The organism is Pseudomonas sp. D4-21, from assembly GCF_051132125.1.
In the GTDB taxonomy this organism is placed as follows: Bacteria; Pseudomonadota; Gammaproteobacteria; order Pseudomonadales; family Pseudomonadaceae; genus Aquipseudomonas.
Map to the genome: position 1 here is coordinate 5,093,822 of NZ_CP071664.1, position 16,345 is coordinate 5,110,166.

General features: G+C 61.1%; 13 protein-coding genes. 9 read left to right on the plus strand and 4 right to left on the minus strand.

All coding sequences use genetic code 11. The features are described 5' to 3' along the window. The first annotated feature begins 30 nt into the window (after window positions 1–30). From J3Q04_RS23055 to J3Q04_RS23095, 9 genes are all read left to right on the plus strand, one after another. A complete protein-coding gene (locus J3Q04_RS23055; RefSeq protein ID WP_420764892.1) occupies window positions 31–1,713 on the plus strand; it encodes a flavin monoamine oxidase family protein in 1,683 nt (560 codons plus the stop codon). Window positions 1,714–1,723: 10 nt separating this feature from the next. After that, the gene (locus J3Q04_RS23060) at window positions 1,724–2,518 is read left to right on the plus strand and encodes a carbon-nitrogen hydrolase family protein (RefSeq protein WP_434609190.1); all 795 of its coding nucleotides are present in this window, start codon (window positions 1,724–1,726) and stop codon (window positions 2,516–2,518) included. Window positions 2,519–2,566: 48 nt separating this feature from the next. Beyond that, window positions 2,567–5,002: a pyrroloquinoline quinone biosynthesis protein PqqF gene (pqqF, locus tag J3Q04_RS23065; protein WP_434609188.1), complete on the plus strand. Its 2,436-nt coding sequence runs from the start codon at window positions 2,567–2,569 to the stop codon at window positions 5,000–5,002. Between the two features lie 170 nt (window positions 5,003–5,172). Beyond that, the gene (gene pqqA, locus J3Q04_RS23070; protein ID WP_003177660.1) at window positions 5,173–5,247 is read left to right on the plus strand and encodes a pyrroloquinoline quinone precursor peptide PqqA; all 75 of its coding nucleotides are present in this window, start codon (window positions 5,173–5,175) and stop codon (window positions 5,245–5,247) included. 79 nt (window positions 5,248–5,326) lie between these two features. Continuing rightward, window positions 5,327–6,238, plus strand: a complete 912-nt coding sequence (gene pqqB, locus J3Q04_RS23075; protein ID WP_434609186.1) for a pyrroloquinoline quinone biosynthesis protein PqqB — start codon at window positions 5,327–5,329, stop codon at window positions 6,236–6,238. Between the two features lie 11 nt (window positions 6,239–6,249). Then, complete coding sequence (gene pqqC, locus J3Q04_RS23080) at window positions 6,250–7,002, plus strand: pyrroloquinoline-quinone synthase PqqC (RefSeq protein ID WP_434609184.1); 753 nt, start codon at window positions 6,250–6,252, stop codon at window positions 7,000–7,002. Then, entirely contained in the window at window positions 6,999–7,274 is a 276-nt protein-coding gene (gene pqqD / locus J3Q04_RS23085) for a pyrroloquinoline quinone biosynthesis peptide chaperone PqqD (RefSeq protein ID WP_420764897.1), read from the plus strand. Before pqqC ends, pqqD begins: the two co-directional genes overlap by 4 nt. Further along, window positions 7,267–8,397 (plus strand): pyrroloquinoline quinone biosynthesis protein PqqE, encoded by a 1,131-nt coding sequence (gene pqqE / locus J3Q04_RS23090; RefSeq protein ID WP_434561969.1) that lies wholly within the window; start codon window positions 7,267–7,269, stop codon window positions 8,395–8,397. The genes pqqD and pqqE overlap by 8 nt, the downstream gene beginning before the upstream one ends. Continuing rightward, window positions 8,363–10,189, plus strand: a complete 1,827-nt coding sequence (locus tag J3Q04_RS23095) for a prolyl oligopeptidase family serine peptidase (protein ID WP_434609180.1) — start codon at window positions 8,363–8,365, stop codon at window positions 10,187–10,189. The genes pqqE and J3Q04_RS23095 overlap by 35 nt, the downstream gene beginning before the upstream one ends. Window positions 10,190–10,323: 134 nt before the next feature. On the opposite strand, the gene J3Q04_RS23100 is transcribed toward J3Q04_RS23095, so the two are convergent. The 4 genes from J3Q04_RS23100 to J3Q04_RS23115 all read right to left on the minus strand — a co-directional run bounded on the left by J3Q04_RS23100 (window position 10,324) and on the right by J3Q04_RS23115 (window position 16,032). Next, window positions 10,324–10,482, minus strand: coding sequence for a YqaE/Pmp3 family membrane protein (locus J3Q04_RS23100; protein ID WP_038436734.1), 159 nt, complete (start codon window positions 10,480–10,482; stop codon window positions 10,324–10,326). A 342-nt stretch (window positions 10,483–10,824) separates the two neighbouring features. Then, window positions 10,825–12,603: an acyl-CoA dehydrogenase C-terminal domain-containing protein gene (locus tag J3Q04_RS23105; protein WP_420764900.1), complete on the minus strand. Its 1,779-nt coding sequence runs from the start codon at window positions 12,601–12,603 to the stop codon at window positions 10,825–10,827. Between the two features lie 251 nt (window positions 12,604–12,854). Continuing rightward, window positions 12,855–14,651: an acyl-CoA dehydrogenase C-terminal domain-containing protein gene (locus J3Q04_RS23110; protein WP_434609178.1), complete on the minus strand. Its 1,797-nt coding sequence runs from the start codon at window positions 14,649–14,651 to the stop codon at window positions 12,855–12,857. A 91-nt stretch (window positions 14,652–14,742) separates the two neighbouring features. Continuing rightward, window positions 14,743–16,032, minus strand: a complete 1,290-nt coding sequence (locus J3Q04_RS23115; protein WP_420764902.1) for a GGDEF domain-containing protein — start codon at window positions 16,030–16,032, stop codon at window positions 14,743–14,745. Window positions 16,033–16,345 lie beyond the last annotated feature (313 nt).

A 16,345-nucleotide genomic window follows, 5' to 3' on the forward strand; every position in this document is an offset into this window, starting at 1 on the left:
ACCGCGCCGAGTCGCCTACCAAGGTCAGCCATGAACAAGAACAATCGCCACCCTGCCAACGGCAAGAAACCCATCACCATTTTCGGCCCGGACTTTCCCTTCGCCTTTGACGACTGGATCGAACACCCAGCTGGCCTGGGCATGATTCCGAAGCACAATCACGGCGCCGAGGTAGCGATTGTCGGCGCCGGGATCGCCGGCCTGGTGGCCGCTTACGAGCTGATGAAAATGGGCCTCAAACCGGTGGTGTACGAGGCGTCGAAGCTGGGCGGACGCCTGCGCTCCCAAGCGTTCAACGGCGCCGAAGGTATCGTCGCCGAACTCGGCGGCATGCGTTTCCCAGTGTCGTCCACGGCGTTCTACCACTACGTCGACAAGCTGGGCCTGGAGACAAAACCCTTTCCCAACCCGTTGACGTCGGCCTCGGGCAGCACGGTCATCGACCTTGAAGGGCAGACCTATTACGCAGAAAGCATGGCTGACCTTCCGGCGTTATTCCAAGAAGTGGCCGACGCCTGGGCCGACGCATTGGAGGCTGGCTCGCGCTTCGGCGATATCCAGCAAGCGATCCGCGACCGCGACGTCCCGCGTCTCAAGGAGCTGTGGAACACCCTGGTGCCGCTGTGGGATGACCGCACCTTCTATGACTTTGTCGCTACGTCAAAGGCCTTCGCCAAGCTCTCGTTCCAGCATCGCGAAGTGTTCGGCCAGGTTGGTTTCGGCACTGGCGGCTGGGACTCGGACTTTCCCAACTCGATGCTCGAAATCTTTCGCGTGGTGATGACCAACTGCGACGATCATCAGCACCTGGTGGTCGGCGGCGTCGAGCAGGTCCCCCACGGAATCTGGAAACACGTGCCAGAGCGCTGCGTGCATTGGCCGGAAGGCACCAGCCTGAATTCGTTGCACCTGGGCGCGCCTCGCAGCGGCGTGAAGCGCATTGCCCGTGCCGATAACGACCGCTTCACCGTGACCGACGTCTGGGGTGACACCCGGGAATACGCCGCCGTGCTGGTGACGTGCCAGACTTGGCTGCTGACCACCCAGATCGAATGTGAAGAAGCGCTGTTCTCGCAAAAAATGTGGATGGCCCTGGACCGCACCCGCTACATGCAAGCATCGAAGACATTCGTGATGGTCGACCGGCCCTTCTGGAAGGACAAGGACCCGCAGACCGGCCGCGACTTGATGAGCATGACCCTCACCGATCGGCTGACTCGCGGCACTTACCTGTTCGACAACGGCGACGACAAGCCAGGCGTCATCTGCCTGTCCTACTCATGGATGAGCGATGCGTTGAAAATGCTGCCGTATCCCGTGGAAAAACGCGTGAGGCTGGCGCTTGATGCGCTGAAAAAAATCTATCCGAACGTCGACATCGCCGCGCGGATCATTGGCGATCCGATCACAGTTTCCTGGGAAGCCGACCCCTATTTCCTCGGTGCATTCAAAGGCGCCCTGCCGGGCCACTACCGATACAACCAACGCATGTATGCACACTTCATGCAAGACGACATGCCGGCTGAACAAAAAGGGATCTTTATCGCCGGTGATGACGTCTCATGGACACCCGCCTGGGTAGAAGGCGCGGTCCAGACCTCGCTCAATGCCGTGTGGGGGATCATGAAACATTTCGGCGGTGAAACTCACCCCGAGAACCCGGGGCCAGGCGATGTGTTCGACGAAATCGGTCCGATCGCCTTGCCCGAATAAGGAGTTGTCGATGCGCGTAGCCCTTTACCAATGCCCACCGCTGCCCATGGAACCGGCCGGCAACCTGCAGCGACTGCACCAGGTCGCGCTGGAAGCCAGGGGTGCCGATGTGCTGGTGTTGCCGGAGATGTTCTTGACTGGCTACAACATTGGGGTCGATGCGGTGAATGTACTGGCCGAGGTCTACAACGGCGAATGGGCGCAGCAAATCGGCCGCATCGCCAAGGCGGCCGGCCTGGCCATTCTCTATGGTTACCCGGAGCGCAGCGAAGATGGGCAGATCTACAATTCGGTCCAATTGATCGACGCCCACGGCGAGCGCCTGGCCAATTATCGCAAGAGTCATTTGTTCGGCGACCTCGACCGCACGATGTTCAGCGCGGGCGATTCAGCGTTGCCGATCGTGGAGCTCAACGGTTGGAAGCTCGGCTTCCTGATCTGCTATGACCTAGAGTTTCCAGAAAATGCCCGGCGCCTGGCGCTGGCCGGCGCCGAGCTTATCCTGGTACCCACCGCCAACATGCATCCGTACGAGTTCATCGCCGACGTCACCGTGCGCGCCCGGGCCATCGAGAACCAGTGTTTCGTGGCCTATGCCAACTATTGCGGCCACGAAGGTGAGTTGCAGTATTGCGGTCAGAGCAGCATTGCCGCCCCGAACGGCAGCCGCCCGGCGTTGGCGGGGCTGGACGAAGCGTTGATCGTGGGTGAGCTGGATCGACAATTGATGGAGCAAACGCGGGCAGCCTACAACTACCTGCACGATCGGCGTGCGGCGCTGTACGGCGACTTGCACAAACACTGATCCGGGCTAATCCGCTAGCATGAGCACATCCCAGTCCTGGAAGCGCTCATGCCGGCCCCCGATTCCCTCCGCCCCTCTACCGAAACCCTGTCCAACGGCCTGAAATTGACGTTGCGTCATGCTCCTGGCCTCAAGCGCAGCGCTGCGGTGTTGCGCGTGGCCGCCGGTAGCCATGATGCGCCCAAGGCCTGGCCGGGGCTGGCGCACTTTCTTGAACATCTTTTCTTCCTGGGGACGGAGCGTTTTCCCACTGGGCAGAACCTGATGGCCTACGTGCGGGACCACGGCGGGCAGGTCAACGCGCGTACCAGTGAACGCACCACGGAGTTTATTCTGGAGCTGCCTCCTGCCGCCCTGCCCGGTGGGCTTGAGCGGTTGGCGGACATGCTTGCCCATCTGCGTCTGGATGAGACCGACCAGTTGCGAGAGCGGGAAATGCTGCACGCAGAGTTTATTGCCTGGTCCCAGGATGCGGCGGCCCAGCGGCAGGTTGCCTTGTATGAAGGACTGTCGAAGGGTCACCCACTGCGCGGCTTTCATGCGGGCAATCGCGACAGCCTCGCCGTACCACAGCCAGAATTCCAGAGCGCGCTGCGCGATTTCTACCAGCGTTTCTATCAGAGCGGCCAGATGACCTTGAGCCTGGCCGGCCCGCAACGCATCGGGACCCTGGAGGCGCTGGCCACTCAGTTCGGTGAAAGCCTGCCAACCGGCAGAACGCAGGTCAGGCAGCCACCGCCGAGGCTCATGGCAGCAACCGAGACCGGGTACCAGCAGGCCCGGCAAGATTCGCTCGACGTACTGTTCGCCTTCGAAAACTTGCCTGCCGCCTCGCCCCAAGCCTTGGATTTCCTCTGCCACTGGCTCAACGCCCCTAAACCGGGCGGGTTGCTTGCAACGTTGCGCCAACGCGGTCTGGCTGACAGCCTCAAAGCCGTGCCCCTGTATGAATTTTCTGGTCAGGCACTGCTTCACATCGAGTTCAAGCACGACCGCGACCAGGTGCCGACTGATATCCAACCGCTGCTGCGCGATTGGCTGGGTTTTTTTGCCGCTCAGGATGACTGGGCATCACTTCGCCAGGCGTTCACTGCGCTACGCCAACGCCAACTGGAGACGGCAACAGCCTTGCAACTGGCTCGTTGGGACAGCGAAGGACGCCAAGGCCCCTTGTCGGAAAACGACCTGATGCGCCTCAGGGAAATCCTCAAGCAATTACACGCCGTCGACCAGCCCGTCGAACCGTGGCAATTGCCCTCGCCCAACCCGTTTCTGCAGAGCATCAACGAACCACCCCGCGCCGGATTGATTCGCGGCCAAACCAGTGCCCACCGCGGCTTACGAACATTCGCACAAGACCGCAGCCGGGGCCGGCGCGAACGCTCGCCCATGCAGTTCAGCCAGGCATTGCCGGATACCTCGCCGGAAGGCGCGGTGTACCTGCGCTGGCTATTGGCGGCCCCCGTATCGCCCGGCCACCAACGCAGGCTCGATCGGCAATTGGCGGATCTGCGCGAAGACGCCCGCCAGGCCGGCGTGGACATTACCTTCGAGACTCATGACGAACAATGCCTGCTGAAACTGACCGGCTTGCAGGCACCGATGCCGCGAGTACTTGAACACCTGCTGGTGGAACTGGGCCAGCCGCTGCCGCCAGTCCCGGCCAATAGCGAGCCTCCCTTGATACCGATCCGACAGCTGTTGCGTGAATTGCCGGAGCTCTTGCGGCAAACCCCACGATCGCCATCATCGTCCGACAGCGATCAGAGCGTCTGGACGAACGCCCGATGGGACGGCTTGGCCGTCGGTCTGGCGGCGGCCACTCAAGTGGCGCTGGGCCCCGTTCTGGCGCGAATTCCTGGGATCGCCCGAGAAGAAGCGGTGTCGACGCTCGTGGCTGCTCCGGGACGCGCCTGGCACACGCTCGAAACTCCAGGAGACGACCACGCCGTACTGATGTTCTGCCCCACGGCAACCCAGGACATTTGCGACGAGGCTGCGTGGCGTTTGCTCGCCCATCTGAGCCAAACCCCGTACTACCAACGCCTGCGAGTGGACCTGCAACTGGGCTATGCGGTGTTCAGTGGTTTGAAGCAGATCGACGGACGCACCGGCCTGCTACTGGGCGCCCAATCACCCGGTGCCTCGGCAGCGCAGTTGGCTGAACATATGGAGCAGTTCCTGGAAACCTTGCCTGAGTTGATCCAGCAGCTAGACGACTCGACCCTGACCAGCCAGCAACAGGCCTTGGCCAGCCAGATTCAAAGCGCGGCGATGCCCATCGTCCAGGCAGCCGAACTGCTCTGGCAGGGCAAACTGGCCGGTCGTCCAACGGACTACCTGCAACGGTTACCCGACGTCATAACATCGATGACACGCGGACAACTGGTCGACGCCGCGCACCGTTTGAAAGAAGCCCTCGGCGGACGTTCCTGCCTGAGCAACGCGCCGTGCCCGGGAACGCCCTGGCGCGCGGTGCGATGATCGTTACCGGCCATGCAACGAGCTTTCTCAAAGAATCGCGGCGAAGGAATTTGTCAGATTTAGTAACATAGCCGCCTAAGCATCTGAACATCTCCGAGCGGAGGTGGACTATATGTATAGGTTCCACCCGTACCATCTAACCGAAGTATCCCAACCAAAGGAGTATTCCCATGTCCTGGTCCAAACCCGCATATATCGATCTGCGTATCGGCTTCGAAGTCACCATGTACTTCGCCAGCCGTTGATTGCTGCAGGCGGTAGTACGCAACACCACGCCTCGGTCATCCGGGGCGTTTTTATTTTCGGTTTGTAGATGGAGCGACCATGTTCGTCCAGATTCTAGGCTCCGCCGCGGGCGGCGGTTTTCCCCAGTGGAACTGCAACTGCGCCAATTGCGCAGGTTTTCGCAACGGCAGCCTGCGGGCCCAGGCGCGTACCCAGTCGTCCATCGCGATTTCCGACGACGGCGTGAGCTGGGTGCTGTGCAACGCCTCGCCGGACATTCGCGCCCAGCTCCAGGGATTTGCCCCGATGCAGCCTGGCCGGGCCCTGCGGGACACCGGTATCGGCGCGATCATTCTGATGGACAGCCAGATCGACCACACCACCGGCCTGCTCAGCCTGCGCGAAGGTTGCCCGCACCAGGTCTGGTGCACCGACATGGTCCATGAAGACCTGAGCACGGGTTTCCCACTGTTCAACATGCTCACCCACTGGAACGGCGGCCTGAGCTGGAACCGCATCCAACTCGATCAGAGTTTCACTATTGCCGCTTGCCCAAGCCTGCGCTTTACCCCACTGCCACTTCGCAGCGCCGCCCCGCCCTATTCCCCGCACCGCTTCGACCCGCACCCGGGCGATAATATCGGGCTGATCGTCGAAGACCTGCGCACCGGCGGCAAGCTGTTCTATGCACCAGGCCTGGGCAAGGTCGACGGTCCGCTGCTGGACATCATGGCCGGCAGCGACTGCCTGTTGGTGGACGGCACGATGTGGGACGACGATGAAATGCAGCGCCGTGGCGTCGGCACCCGCACCGGTCGGGAAATGGGCCACCTGGCGCAGCACGGCCCTGGCGGCATGCTTGAAGTGCTGGAGCAACTGCCCGAGCAGCGCAAGGTCCTTATTCATATCAACAACACCAACCCGATACTCGACGAGGATTCACCCGAGCGGGCCGAGCTGGTGCGACGCAATGTCGAAGTCGCCTACGACGGCATGAGCATCGAACTGTAGGAGGCCCCGAAATGACTGACACGCCATTGACCACCGCAGAATTTGAAGCAGCCTTGCGCGCCAAGGGCGCCTTCTACCATATCCATCACCCGTACCACGTGGCGATGTACGAAGGCCGTGCCACACGCGAGCAGATCCAGGGTTGGGTCGCGAACCGCTTCTATTACCAAGTGAACATTCCGCTCAAGGACGCCGCGATCCTGGCCAACTGCCCGGATCGGGAGGTCCGCCGCGAGTGGATCCAGCGTTTGCTTGACCATGACGGCGCCCCTGGCGAAGACGGCGGCATCGAAGCCTGGCTACGGCTGGGCCAAGCGGTGGGCCTCGATCCCGATCAATTGCGTTCCCAGGAACTGGTGCTGCCAGGTGTGCGCTTCGCCGTGGACGCCTATGTCAACTTCGCCCGCCGCGCCTCTTGGCAGGAAGCCGCCAGCAGCTCGCTGACCGAACTGTTCGCCCCGCAGATCCACCAGTCGCGCCTCGACAGTTGGCCGCAGCACTACCCATGGATCGACCCGGCCGGCTACGAATACTTCCGCACCCGCCTGGGCCAGGCCCGGCGCGACGTGGAGCACGGGTTGGCGATCACCTTGCAGCACTACACCACGCGTGAAGGCCAGGAACGCATGCTGGAGATTCTCCAGTTCAAACTCGACATTCTCTGGAGCATGCTCGACGCCATGAGCATGGCCTACGAACTGAACCGCCCGCCCTATCACACCGTGACCGACCAACGGGTCTGGCACAAAGGAATCGCCTTATGAGTTTCGATCGCAGCCAAATCCCCGATTGGCGCCCCGGCTATCGCTTTCAGTACGAACCGGCCCAGAAAGGTCACGTGCTGCTCTATCCTGAAGGCATGATCAAGCTGAACGACAGCGCTGCGCTGATCGGTGGCCTGATCGATGGCGAGCGCGATGTGGCGGCGATCATCGCTGAGCTGGACAAACAATTTCCCGGTGTGCCTGAGCTCGGTGACGACATCGAGCAATTCATGGAGGTCGCCCGTGCTGAGCACTGGATCACCCTTGCCTGAGAAGCCCGCCGTCGGCCTGCCGTTGTGGCTGCTGGCCGAGCTGACCTATCGCTGCCCGCTGCAATGCCCGTACTGCTCCAACCCGCTGGACTTTGCCGAGCAAGGCAAGGAACTGAGCACCGAGCAGTGGTTCAAGGTGTTCCGCGAGGCCCGGGAGATGGGCGCTGCGCAGTTGGGCTTTTCCGGTGGCGAACCGCTGGTGCGCCAGGACCTGGCCGAGCTGATCGGGGAGGCGCGCAAGTTGGGTTTCTACACCAACCTGATCACCTCCGGTATCGGTTTGACCGAACAGAAAATCAGCGATTTCAAGAAGGCCGGCCTGGACCATATCCAGATCAGTTTCCAGGCCAGCGATGAGCAGGTGAACAACTTGCTGGCCGGCTCGAAGAAAGCCTTCGCGCAAAAACTGGAAATGGCCCGGGCGGTGAAGGCCCACGGCTATCCGATGGTGCTGAACTTCGTGACCCATCGGCACAACATCGACAAGATCGATCGCATCATCGAGCTGTGCATCGCCCTGCAAGCCGACTTCGTCGAGCTCGCCACGTGCCAGTTCTATGGCTGGGCGCACCTCAACCGCGTCGGCCTGCTGCCCACCCGGGAACAGCTGGTGCGGGCCGAACGCATTACCAACGAATACCGGGCCAAGCTGGAAGCCGAAGGCAATCCGTGCAAGTTGATCTTCGTGACCCCAGACTACTATGAGGAACGCCCCAAAGCCTGCATGAACGGCTGGGGCAGCATCTTCCTGACCGTCACGCCGGACGGCACCGCATTGCCGTGCCATGGCGCCCGACAGATGCCGGTGCAGTTTCCGAATGTGCGCGATTACAGCATGCAGCACATCTGGTACGACTCGTTCGGCTTCAACCGTTTCCGCGGATACGACTGGATGCCCGAGCCCTGCCGCTCGTGCGATGAAAAAGAAAAGGATTTCGGCGGCTGCCGCTGCCAGGCGTTCATGCTCACAGGCGACGCCAGCAACGCCGACCCGGTGTGCAGCAAATCCGAACACCACGGCATGATTCTCCAGGCGCGCGAAGACGCCGAGCATGCCACGCAAACCATTGAACAACTGGCCTTTCGCAATGAACGAAACTCGCGCCTCATCGTTAAAGGCTGATCCGCTCAGCGCCGCCCAGGCTGTCGCGGCAGGCATCGACTTTGCCGAACTGCAACTCGGGCCTTCAGGGCTTTTCTGGAATGAATACCGCCCAGCGGATGGCGCCTGCCGGATCTGGCATTGGCAAGATGCCAAGGCCCGCTGTCTGACCCCGGACGGGTTCAGCGCGCGCAGTCGGGTCTACGAATACGGTGGCGGGTCGTTTTGCCTGAGCGATGACGGCGTGCTGTTTGTCAACGAGGCCGACCAACAGCTGTATTACCAGTCATTGGACGGCGATCGTCCCGTGGCGCTGACTTGGGGCGAGAGGCGATATGGCGACCTGCACTTCGCCGCGGGGCGAGTGCTGGCGGTTGAGGAACAGGCCAATCAGCATCGTCTGGTGTCGATCGGGCTGGCCGATTTTAAGCGACAGGTGCTGGCCGAGGGTGCGGATTTCTACGCCGCGCCGATCCTGAGCCCGGATCAAAAGCGCCTCGCCTGGATCGAATGGAGCCGTCCTCATCAACCCTGGACGGCCACGCGACTGATGTTGGCAGAGCGTAACGATGCAGGTTGGAGTGAGCCGCGCTGCGTTGCCGGCCAAGGTGAGGATGAGTCCATCCAGCAACCACGATTCGACGCGGCGAATCGTCTTTATTGCCTGACGGATCGGGGTGGTTATTGGCAGCCTTGGGTCGAAGATGCCGGCTTCTTGAAACCATTGGCTGCCGCCGAAGCCGATCACGCCCCGGCGCCTTGGCAATTGGGCGGCTGTACCTGGCTGCCCTTGGGCGAGGACATATACCTGGCGAGCTGGACCGAAGCGGGTTTTGGCCGGCTGGGCCTGCGCCATAGCGGCGCGATTGAGGAGTTCACCGGACCCTACAGCCGCTTTCGCAGCCTGGCCATGGATGAGCAATTCGTTTATGCAATTGCCGCTTCGCCGACCAGCCCGTCGGCGGTCATTGCTATTGAACGACAAAACCACGAAGCCATAATCGTGGCCGGCGGCGTTTCGCCGTTACCCGCCGAGCACATCAGCTGTCCGCAAACCCTGCGCTATCCCGTCGCTTCAAGCGAGGCCCACGGGTTCTTTTATCCTGCGATGGACGCCAAGGCTAAACCGCCGCTGGTGGTGTTTATCCATGGCGGGCCGACGTCGGCCTGCTATCCCATTTTCGACCCGCGCATCCAATACTGGACCCAGCGCGGCTTTGCCGTGGCCGATCTCAACTACCGCGGCAGCAGTGGCTACGGCCGGGCTTACCGGCAGGCATTGCATTTGAACTGGGGCGTGGTGGATGTCGAGGATGCCTGCGCGGTTGTCGCGTATCTGGATGAGCAGGGCTTGATCGATAGCCGCTGCGCCTTCATTCGTGGCGGCAGCGCCGGTGGGTACACGACACTTTGCGCCTTGGCGTTCCGGAACGTATTCCGTGCCGGCGCCAGCCTCTACGGCGTCAGCGACCCCGCTGCCCTGGGCCGCGCGACACACAAATTCGAAGGGGACTACCTGGACTGGCTGATCGGCGATCCACAGCTGGACGCCGAACGCTACAGGGCCCGCACGCCGTTGCTTCACGCCGACCGGATCCGCGCGCCGATGATTTTTTTCCAAGGTGAACTCGATGCCGTGGTCGTGCCGCAGCAAACCCGCGATATGGTCAAGGCCTTGGAAGACAACGGTGTTCCGGTGGAGGCGCACTACTACCCGGACGAGCGCCACGGCTTTCGCAAGGCGTCGAACCAGGCGCATGCGCTGGAGCATGAGTGGTTGTTTTATCGAAAAGTGATAGAAGTGAGCTTATAAAAAGTGGCGAGCTCTTGTGGCGAAGGGAGCTTGCTCCCGCTCGATTGCGCAGCAATCGCAGGGCTTGGGGCCGCTCCGCGACCCAGCGGGAGCAAGCTCCCTCGCCACAAGAGCAATCCTCTAGCTGCAAACTTTCAGCGCTTGGCGATGATGTACACCGCATGCACGATGCCTGGGATGTAGCCCAACAGCGTCAGCAGAATATTCAGCCAGAAAGCCCCGCCGAAACCGACTTGCAGAAACACACCCAGCGGCGGCAGAAGAATGGCGATGATGATGCGAATGATATCCATGGATGACTCCCTGATTGGCGATGGCCATATTGCCATATGCTCATGGACACCTGACCGCTCGTCAGGGTTCAGTGCGGACCATCAAGGGGCGCCCAAAGGGAAGGTTATGCGCGGACAAAAAACGCAGGCAAAAGAAAACCCCGCCGAAGCGGGGCTTTGCAGACTGTTTCCCTGACATCCATTTCACTCCGCCTTCCTGGCAGAATCCTACGTGTCCGTGTTGTTACTTTTGCGCGTCCTGCGCTACGTCCATGGAAGCTAGATTAGCCGTGGATCCAATCTGCCGATAGAGGGAAATCGCCAGCACGTGATGTAAGCATTTGCTTACATCACGACACACCTTCAGAACTGGCCCGGCTCCAAGAGGAACAGCGACTCACTGCCGGCCTTCACCGAAGCGCTCAGCGAATGAATTCGCGGTAACAGGCGGGCGAAGTAGAATCGCGCCGTGCCCAGCTTGCCTGCGTAGAAATCATCCTGGCTTTCCTTGCCCAGGGCCGCCCTGGCCATCAACGCCCACATGTAGGCATAAGCGGTGTAGCCGAACGCTTGCAGGTATTCCACCGAAGCCGCGCCAATTTCGTTCGGGTTGTTTTTTGCCCGATCGAGCAGCCATTCGGTCAGCTCGTCCAGCGTGCCAACGGCATCGTTCAACGGTTGGGTGAACTCCGACAAATCGCTGCTTGCGGTGGCGGTGAAATGACGGATTTCATCGGCGAACAATTTATAGAACGCCCCACCACTGCCGACGATCTTGCGCCCTACCAGATCCAGCGCCTGGATACCGTTGGTGCCTTCATAGATCTGTGTGATGCGCACGTCACGCACCAGTTGCTCCTGGCCCCATTCGCGGATGTAACCGTGACCGCCGAAGATCTGCTGGCCATGGACCGTGGTTTCCAGGCCCAGATCGGTCAGGAAAGCCTTGGCCACCGGCGTCAGCAGCGCGACCAGGTCTTCCGCGCGCTTGCGCGTGGCTGGGTCTTCGCTGAATTTCGCGGTATCCAGTTGCATCGCCACGTAGGTAGAAAATGCGCGGCCACCTTCGTTCGAGGCTTTCATGGTCAGTAGCATGCGGCGCACGTCCGGGTGGACGATGATCGGGTCAGCGATCTTGTCTTTGTTTTGCGCGCCGGTTGGCGAACGGCTTTGCAGGCGATCGCGGGCGTATTCGATAGCGTTCTGATAGGAACGCTCGCCAGTGGCCAGGCCCTGGATACCGACGCCCAGGCGCTCGTAGTTCATCATGGTGAACATCGCCGCCAGGCCTTTGTTGGGCTCGCCGACCAGATAACCTACCGCTTCGTCGAAGTTCATCACGCAGGTGGCGGACGCCTGGATGCCCATCTTGTGCTCGATCGAACCGCAGTTGGCTGCGTTGCGTGCGCCCAGGCTGCCGTCGGCATTGACCATGAATTTCGGCACGAGGAACAGCGAGATGCCTTTCGGCCCGGCCGGTGCGTCCGGGAGCTTCGCCAACACCAGGTGAATGATGTTTTCGGTGAGGTCGTGTTCGCCGCCTGTGATGAAAATCTTGGTGCCGCTGACTTTGTAGGAACCGTCGGCCTGGGGTTCAGCCTTGGTCCGGATGATCCCCAGGTCGGTACCGGCGTGAGGCTCGGTCAGGCACATCGAGCCGGCCCAGATGCCCGCGTACATATTCGGCAAGTACGCGGCCTTCAACGCTTCGCTGGCGTGGGCATTGATCGACAGGCAAGCCCCGGCGGTCAGCATCGGGTACAGCCCAAATGAGAGGCTGGCGGAGTTGACCATTTCCTCGACCTGGGCCGAAACAGCCTTGGGCATGCCCATGCCACCATACGCCGGATCACCACCGACACCCACCCAGCCGCCTTCGGCATAAGTCTTATAAGCCTGTGGGAAACCTGCCGGGGTCGTGACGGCGCCGTCAGCCCAGTGGCAACCTTCCTCGTCAGCCGCGCGGCTGAGGGGCGCTACGCTTTTGCTGGTGACCTTGCCGGCCTCTTCAAGAATCGCCTCGACAGTTTCAGCGTCCACAGTGTCGGCCAGCGCCGGCAATTGAGCCCAAAGTTTCGCGACCTCGAATACTTCATTGAGGACGAAGCGCATATCGCGCAGGGGCGCTTTGTAGTCAGCCATGGCAAACCTCGCAGGATCTAAACAATTGGTTCGTGGGAAAGCGTTTCACAATGGGTCAGAGTGTACCCCAACAACTTTTGCGACACATAGGGTCAACCCGTGACCGTTTTGTAATTTTTAGTCACGGTCGAAATTTGATGTTTTATCGTGGCGAGGGAGCTTGCTCCCGCTGGGGTGCGCAGCAGCCCTTTTTTGAGAGCTACGCACTCAAGCCGGAGCAAGCTCCCTCGCCAAGGAGATATTTCAGCCCTTCAAAGCGCAAACAACTGCGCCGGCAACTTCATCAGGCATTCGCTTCCCGCCTCGACAGCTGAGCGATGAGCGGCCGTGCGCGGCAACAGGCGCTTGAAATAAAATTCACAAGTCGCCAGCTTGGCCCGGCAAAAATCCGCGTCGCCATCGCCACTGTCGAGTTGCGCCTGAGCCACCAACGCCATGCGCAACCACAGGTAAGCCAGGATGATGTAACCGCTGTACATCAGGTAATCCACGGAGGCGGCCCCCACCTCATCGGGATTTTTCATGGCAGCCATGCCGACCTGGGTCGTCAAATCACCCCATTGCCGATTAAGCCCGTCCAGTTGCGCAATGTATCCCTGGAGTTGCGCATGCCCGGTATTGGCGGCGCAGAACTGATGAACAATTTTGGTAAACCCGCGCAGCAGCTTGCCTTGGCTGCCCAGCACCTTGCGTCCCAGCAAGTCCAAGGCCTGGATGCCGTTGGTGCCTTCGTAGATCGGCGCGATCCGACAATCGCGTACCAATTGTTCCATGCCCCACTCGCGGATAAAGCCGTGGCCGCCGAAAACCTGCATGCCGTGGTTGGTTACCTCCAGCCCCGTGTCGGTCATGAACGCTTTGCAGATAGGCGTGAGGAAGGCCAACAGGTCTTCGGCCTCTTGGCGGGCGGTTTCGTCGCGGCTCAAGTGCGCGGTGTCGAGCAATTGCGCAGTGAAGTACGTCAGCGCCCGGTTGCCTTCGTTGAAGGCCTTCATCGTCAAGAGCATCCTGCGCACGTCAGGGTGGACGATGATTGGGTCGGCCGCTTTTTCCGGCGCCTTGGGGCCGGTCAGCGAGCGCATCTGCAGACGATCATTGGCGTATCTGACCGCGCCCTGGAAACTCGCCTCGCCCAGACAAAGACCCTGCATGCCGGTGCCGAGGCGGGCATGGTTCATCATGGTGAACATACAGTTGAGGCCCTTGTTCGCCTCGCCGATCAGGAACCCCTTGGCGCCGTCGAAGTTCAGCACACAGGTCGCCGAGGCCTTGATGCCCATCTTGTGTTCGATCGACCCGCAGGAAACGCCATTGCGCTCCCCGGCCTCGCCTGCGGCGTCGGGCAGGAACTTCGGCACGATAAACAACGAGATGCCCTTGGTTCCGGCCGGAGCATCCGGCAGCTTGGCGAGCACCAGATGGATGATGTTGTCGCTCATGTCGTGCTCGCCGGCGCTGATGAAGATCTTGCTGCCGGTCACCGCATAGCTGCCGTCAGCCTGGGGCACCGCGCGGGTCTTGATAATGCCCAGGTCGGTGCCGCAGTGGGCTTCGGTCAGGCACATGGTACCGGTCCACTGGCCGGCGGTGAGTTTGCTGAGGTAGGTCTGCTTCTGTTCCTCGGTGCCATGGGCGTGGATCGCCGACATGGCGCCGTGGGTCAGGCCAGGGTACATGCCCCAGGAAGTGTTGCTCGACCCGATCATTTCGCTGATGACCAGGCCCAGGGAACTGGGCAGGCCTTGGCCGCCATACGCTGGGTCCGCCGCCAGGCCGTGCCAGCCGCCTTCCACATACTGTGCGAACGCCTGCCGGAAACCTGTAGGCGTAGTCACCACGCCATTGTCGAAATGGCAGCCCTCCTCGTCACCTGGACGATTGAGCGGCGCCAGCACATTCTCACAGAACCGAGCACCTTCCTCGAGGATGGCGCTGACCATGTCCGGGCTGGCATCGCTGGCACCCAGTTCGGCATAGCGGCCATGGAAATCGAAGACGTGGTCGATCAGAAAGCGCATGTCGCGCAGGGGAGCTTTGTACTCGGGCATGGTGGTTTTCTCCGGTAGCAGATCGTTTAAACCTACTGCCGGCCACCGGGCCCCACAATCACAGTCCAGACGCTGAATGCGCCATCATCACTCAACCCGCGGCGGCCTCCATGCGCACCGCACCACGACGACTCTGCCCGAAGGCGACCACACAGTTTCGCCCCGCGCCCTTGGCGTTATACAGCGCCTGGTCCGCCGATTTGAGCACCTCTTCGGGCGTGCGCTGCTCGATGCGCTCGGCCACGCCGATGCTGACGGTTACCGATACGCTGGAGGCGCCAGCGCCCGAGCGACGCTGGCGCCCTTGTTGATCGTCTTGGGGGCGACTGTCGGAATTACGCAATTGAATAGCGTAGGTCTCGATGGACTGACGGATGACTTCCAGATGGGGCATGCACTCATCAATGGTTTTACCGGCGAACACCAGCGCAAATTCCTCACCACCATAGCGATAAGCCCTACCGCCCCCGCCGATTTTCGACAGCTTGCTGGCCACCAGGCGCAGCACTTGATCGCCGACGTCGTGGCCGTGGGTGTCGTTGAACTTCTTGAAATGGTCCACGTCGCTCATCGCCAATACGTAATTGCGCCCCAGGCGCTGCATGCGCTCATTCAAGGCACGACGTCCCGGCAGGCCGGTGAGCTCGTCGCGGAACGCCATTTGATACGCCTCGTGGGCGACCGCGGCGGCAATCATCAGCATCACCTGGCTGCACATGATGTTCAGGGTGAACGGCAAGATGAAGGTTTTCGGCAGCATCCAGAACAATCCCAGCAGCCCCACCAGTTGCGCCGCGTGCAGAGGCCGGGGGTTACGCCAGTATTGCCAGGCCAGCAGCAGGAACGCGGCGGCGAACATAGGGTAGGACAATTGGATCAGGCTCATCCAGGCGCCGTGCAACGCGGGCCAGCGGATCTCCGAAAGCCACAACAACAAGGCCTGGGGGAAACTTTGCTCCAGGGCCAGCGCCACGCTGCCGAAAACCAGCAACACCGCGAACCGCGCCACCATGTCCTGGAACAGATGGGTGCGCTCCTGCCACGCCGCGAACAGCCCGAACAACAGCGGCAGCAACAAGCAGACGAGATGGAACACCACCGCCGCGTCTTCACGCACCTTACCGTTATCGCGGTAGAAATCGGTTTGGGTGTCCAGCAGGAAGTAGGCGATGTACACCGTGACCATCAGAAACAGCTCACGCTGGCGCCGGTAAACGGAGCAATACGCGCCCCCCAGTAGCAATACCAATGTAGGAAGCACATTGAACAGGGAGGTAAAGAATACGTTGAGATCCTTGACGTAGGCAGCCGCGAGCCCTGCCAACAACAGCAACAGTGACGGTAGGAAATGGCTGAGACGTACAGCGGAAGAACGCGGCAAGGGTAAGCTCCGACCCGGCTGATCAAGGATGGCATTGTGCCTGCGCTGTGTGACCGATGTCACACTGCCATCGCTGTAACGGCAGAGGCCGGAGTTTTCTTAAGGCTTTGTTGGATGAATATTGTTTCAGGATCGCTATAAATCCCCGTGGCGAGAGAGCTTGCTCCCGCTCGGCTGCGAAGCAGTCGTAAACCGGCGGGTGCGGTGTGTCTGATGCTCGCATTCGGCAGGTTTGGGGCCGCGTCGCAGCCCAGCGGGAGCAAGCTCCCTCGCCTTGGGTTCGTCGAAGGCCTTGATTGGGGTTATGGCAGAC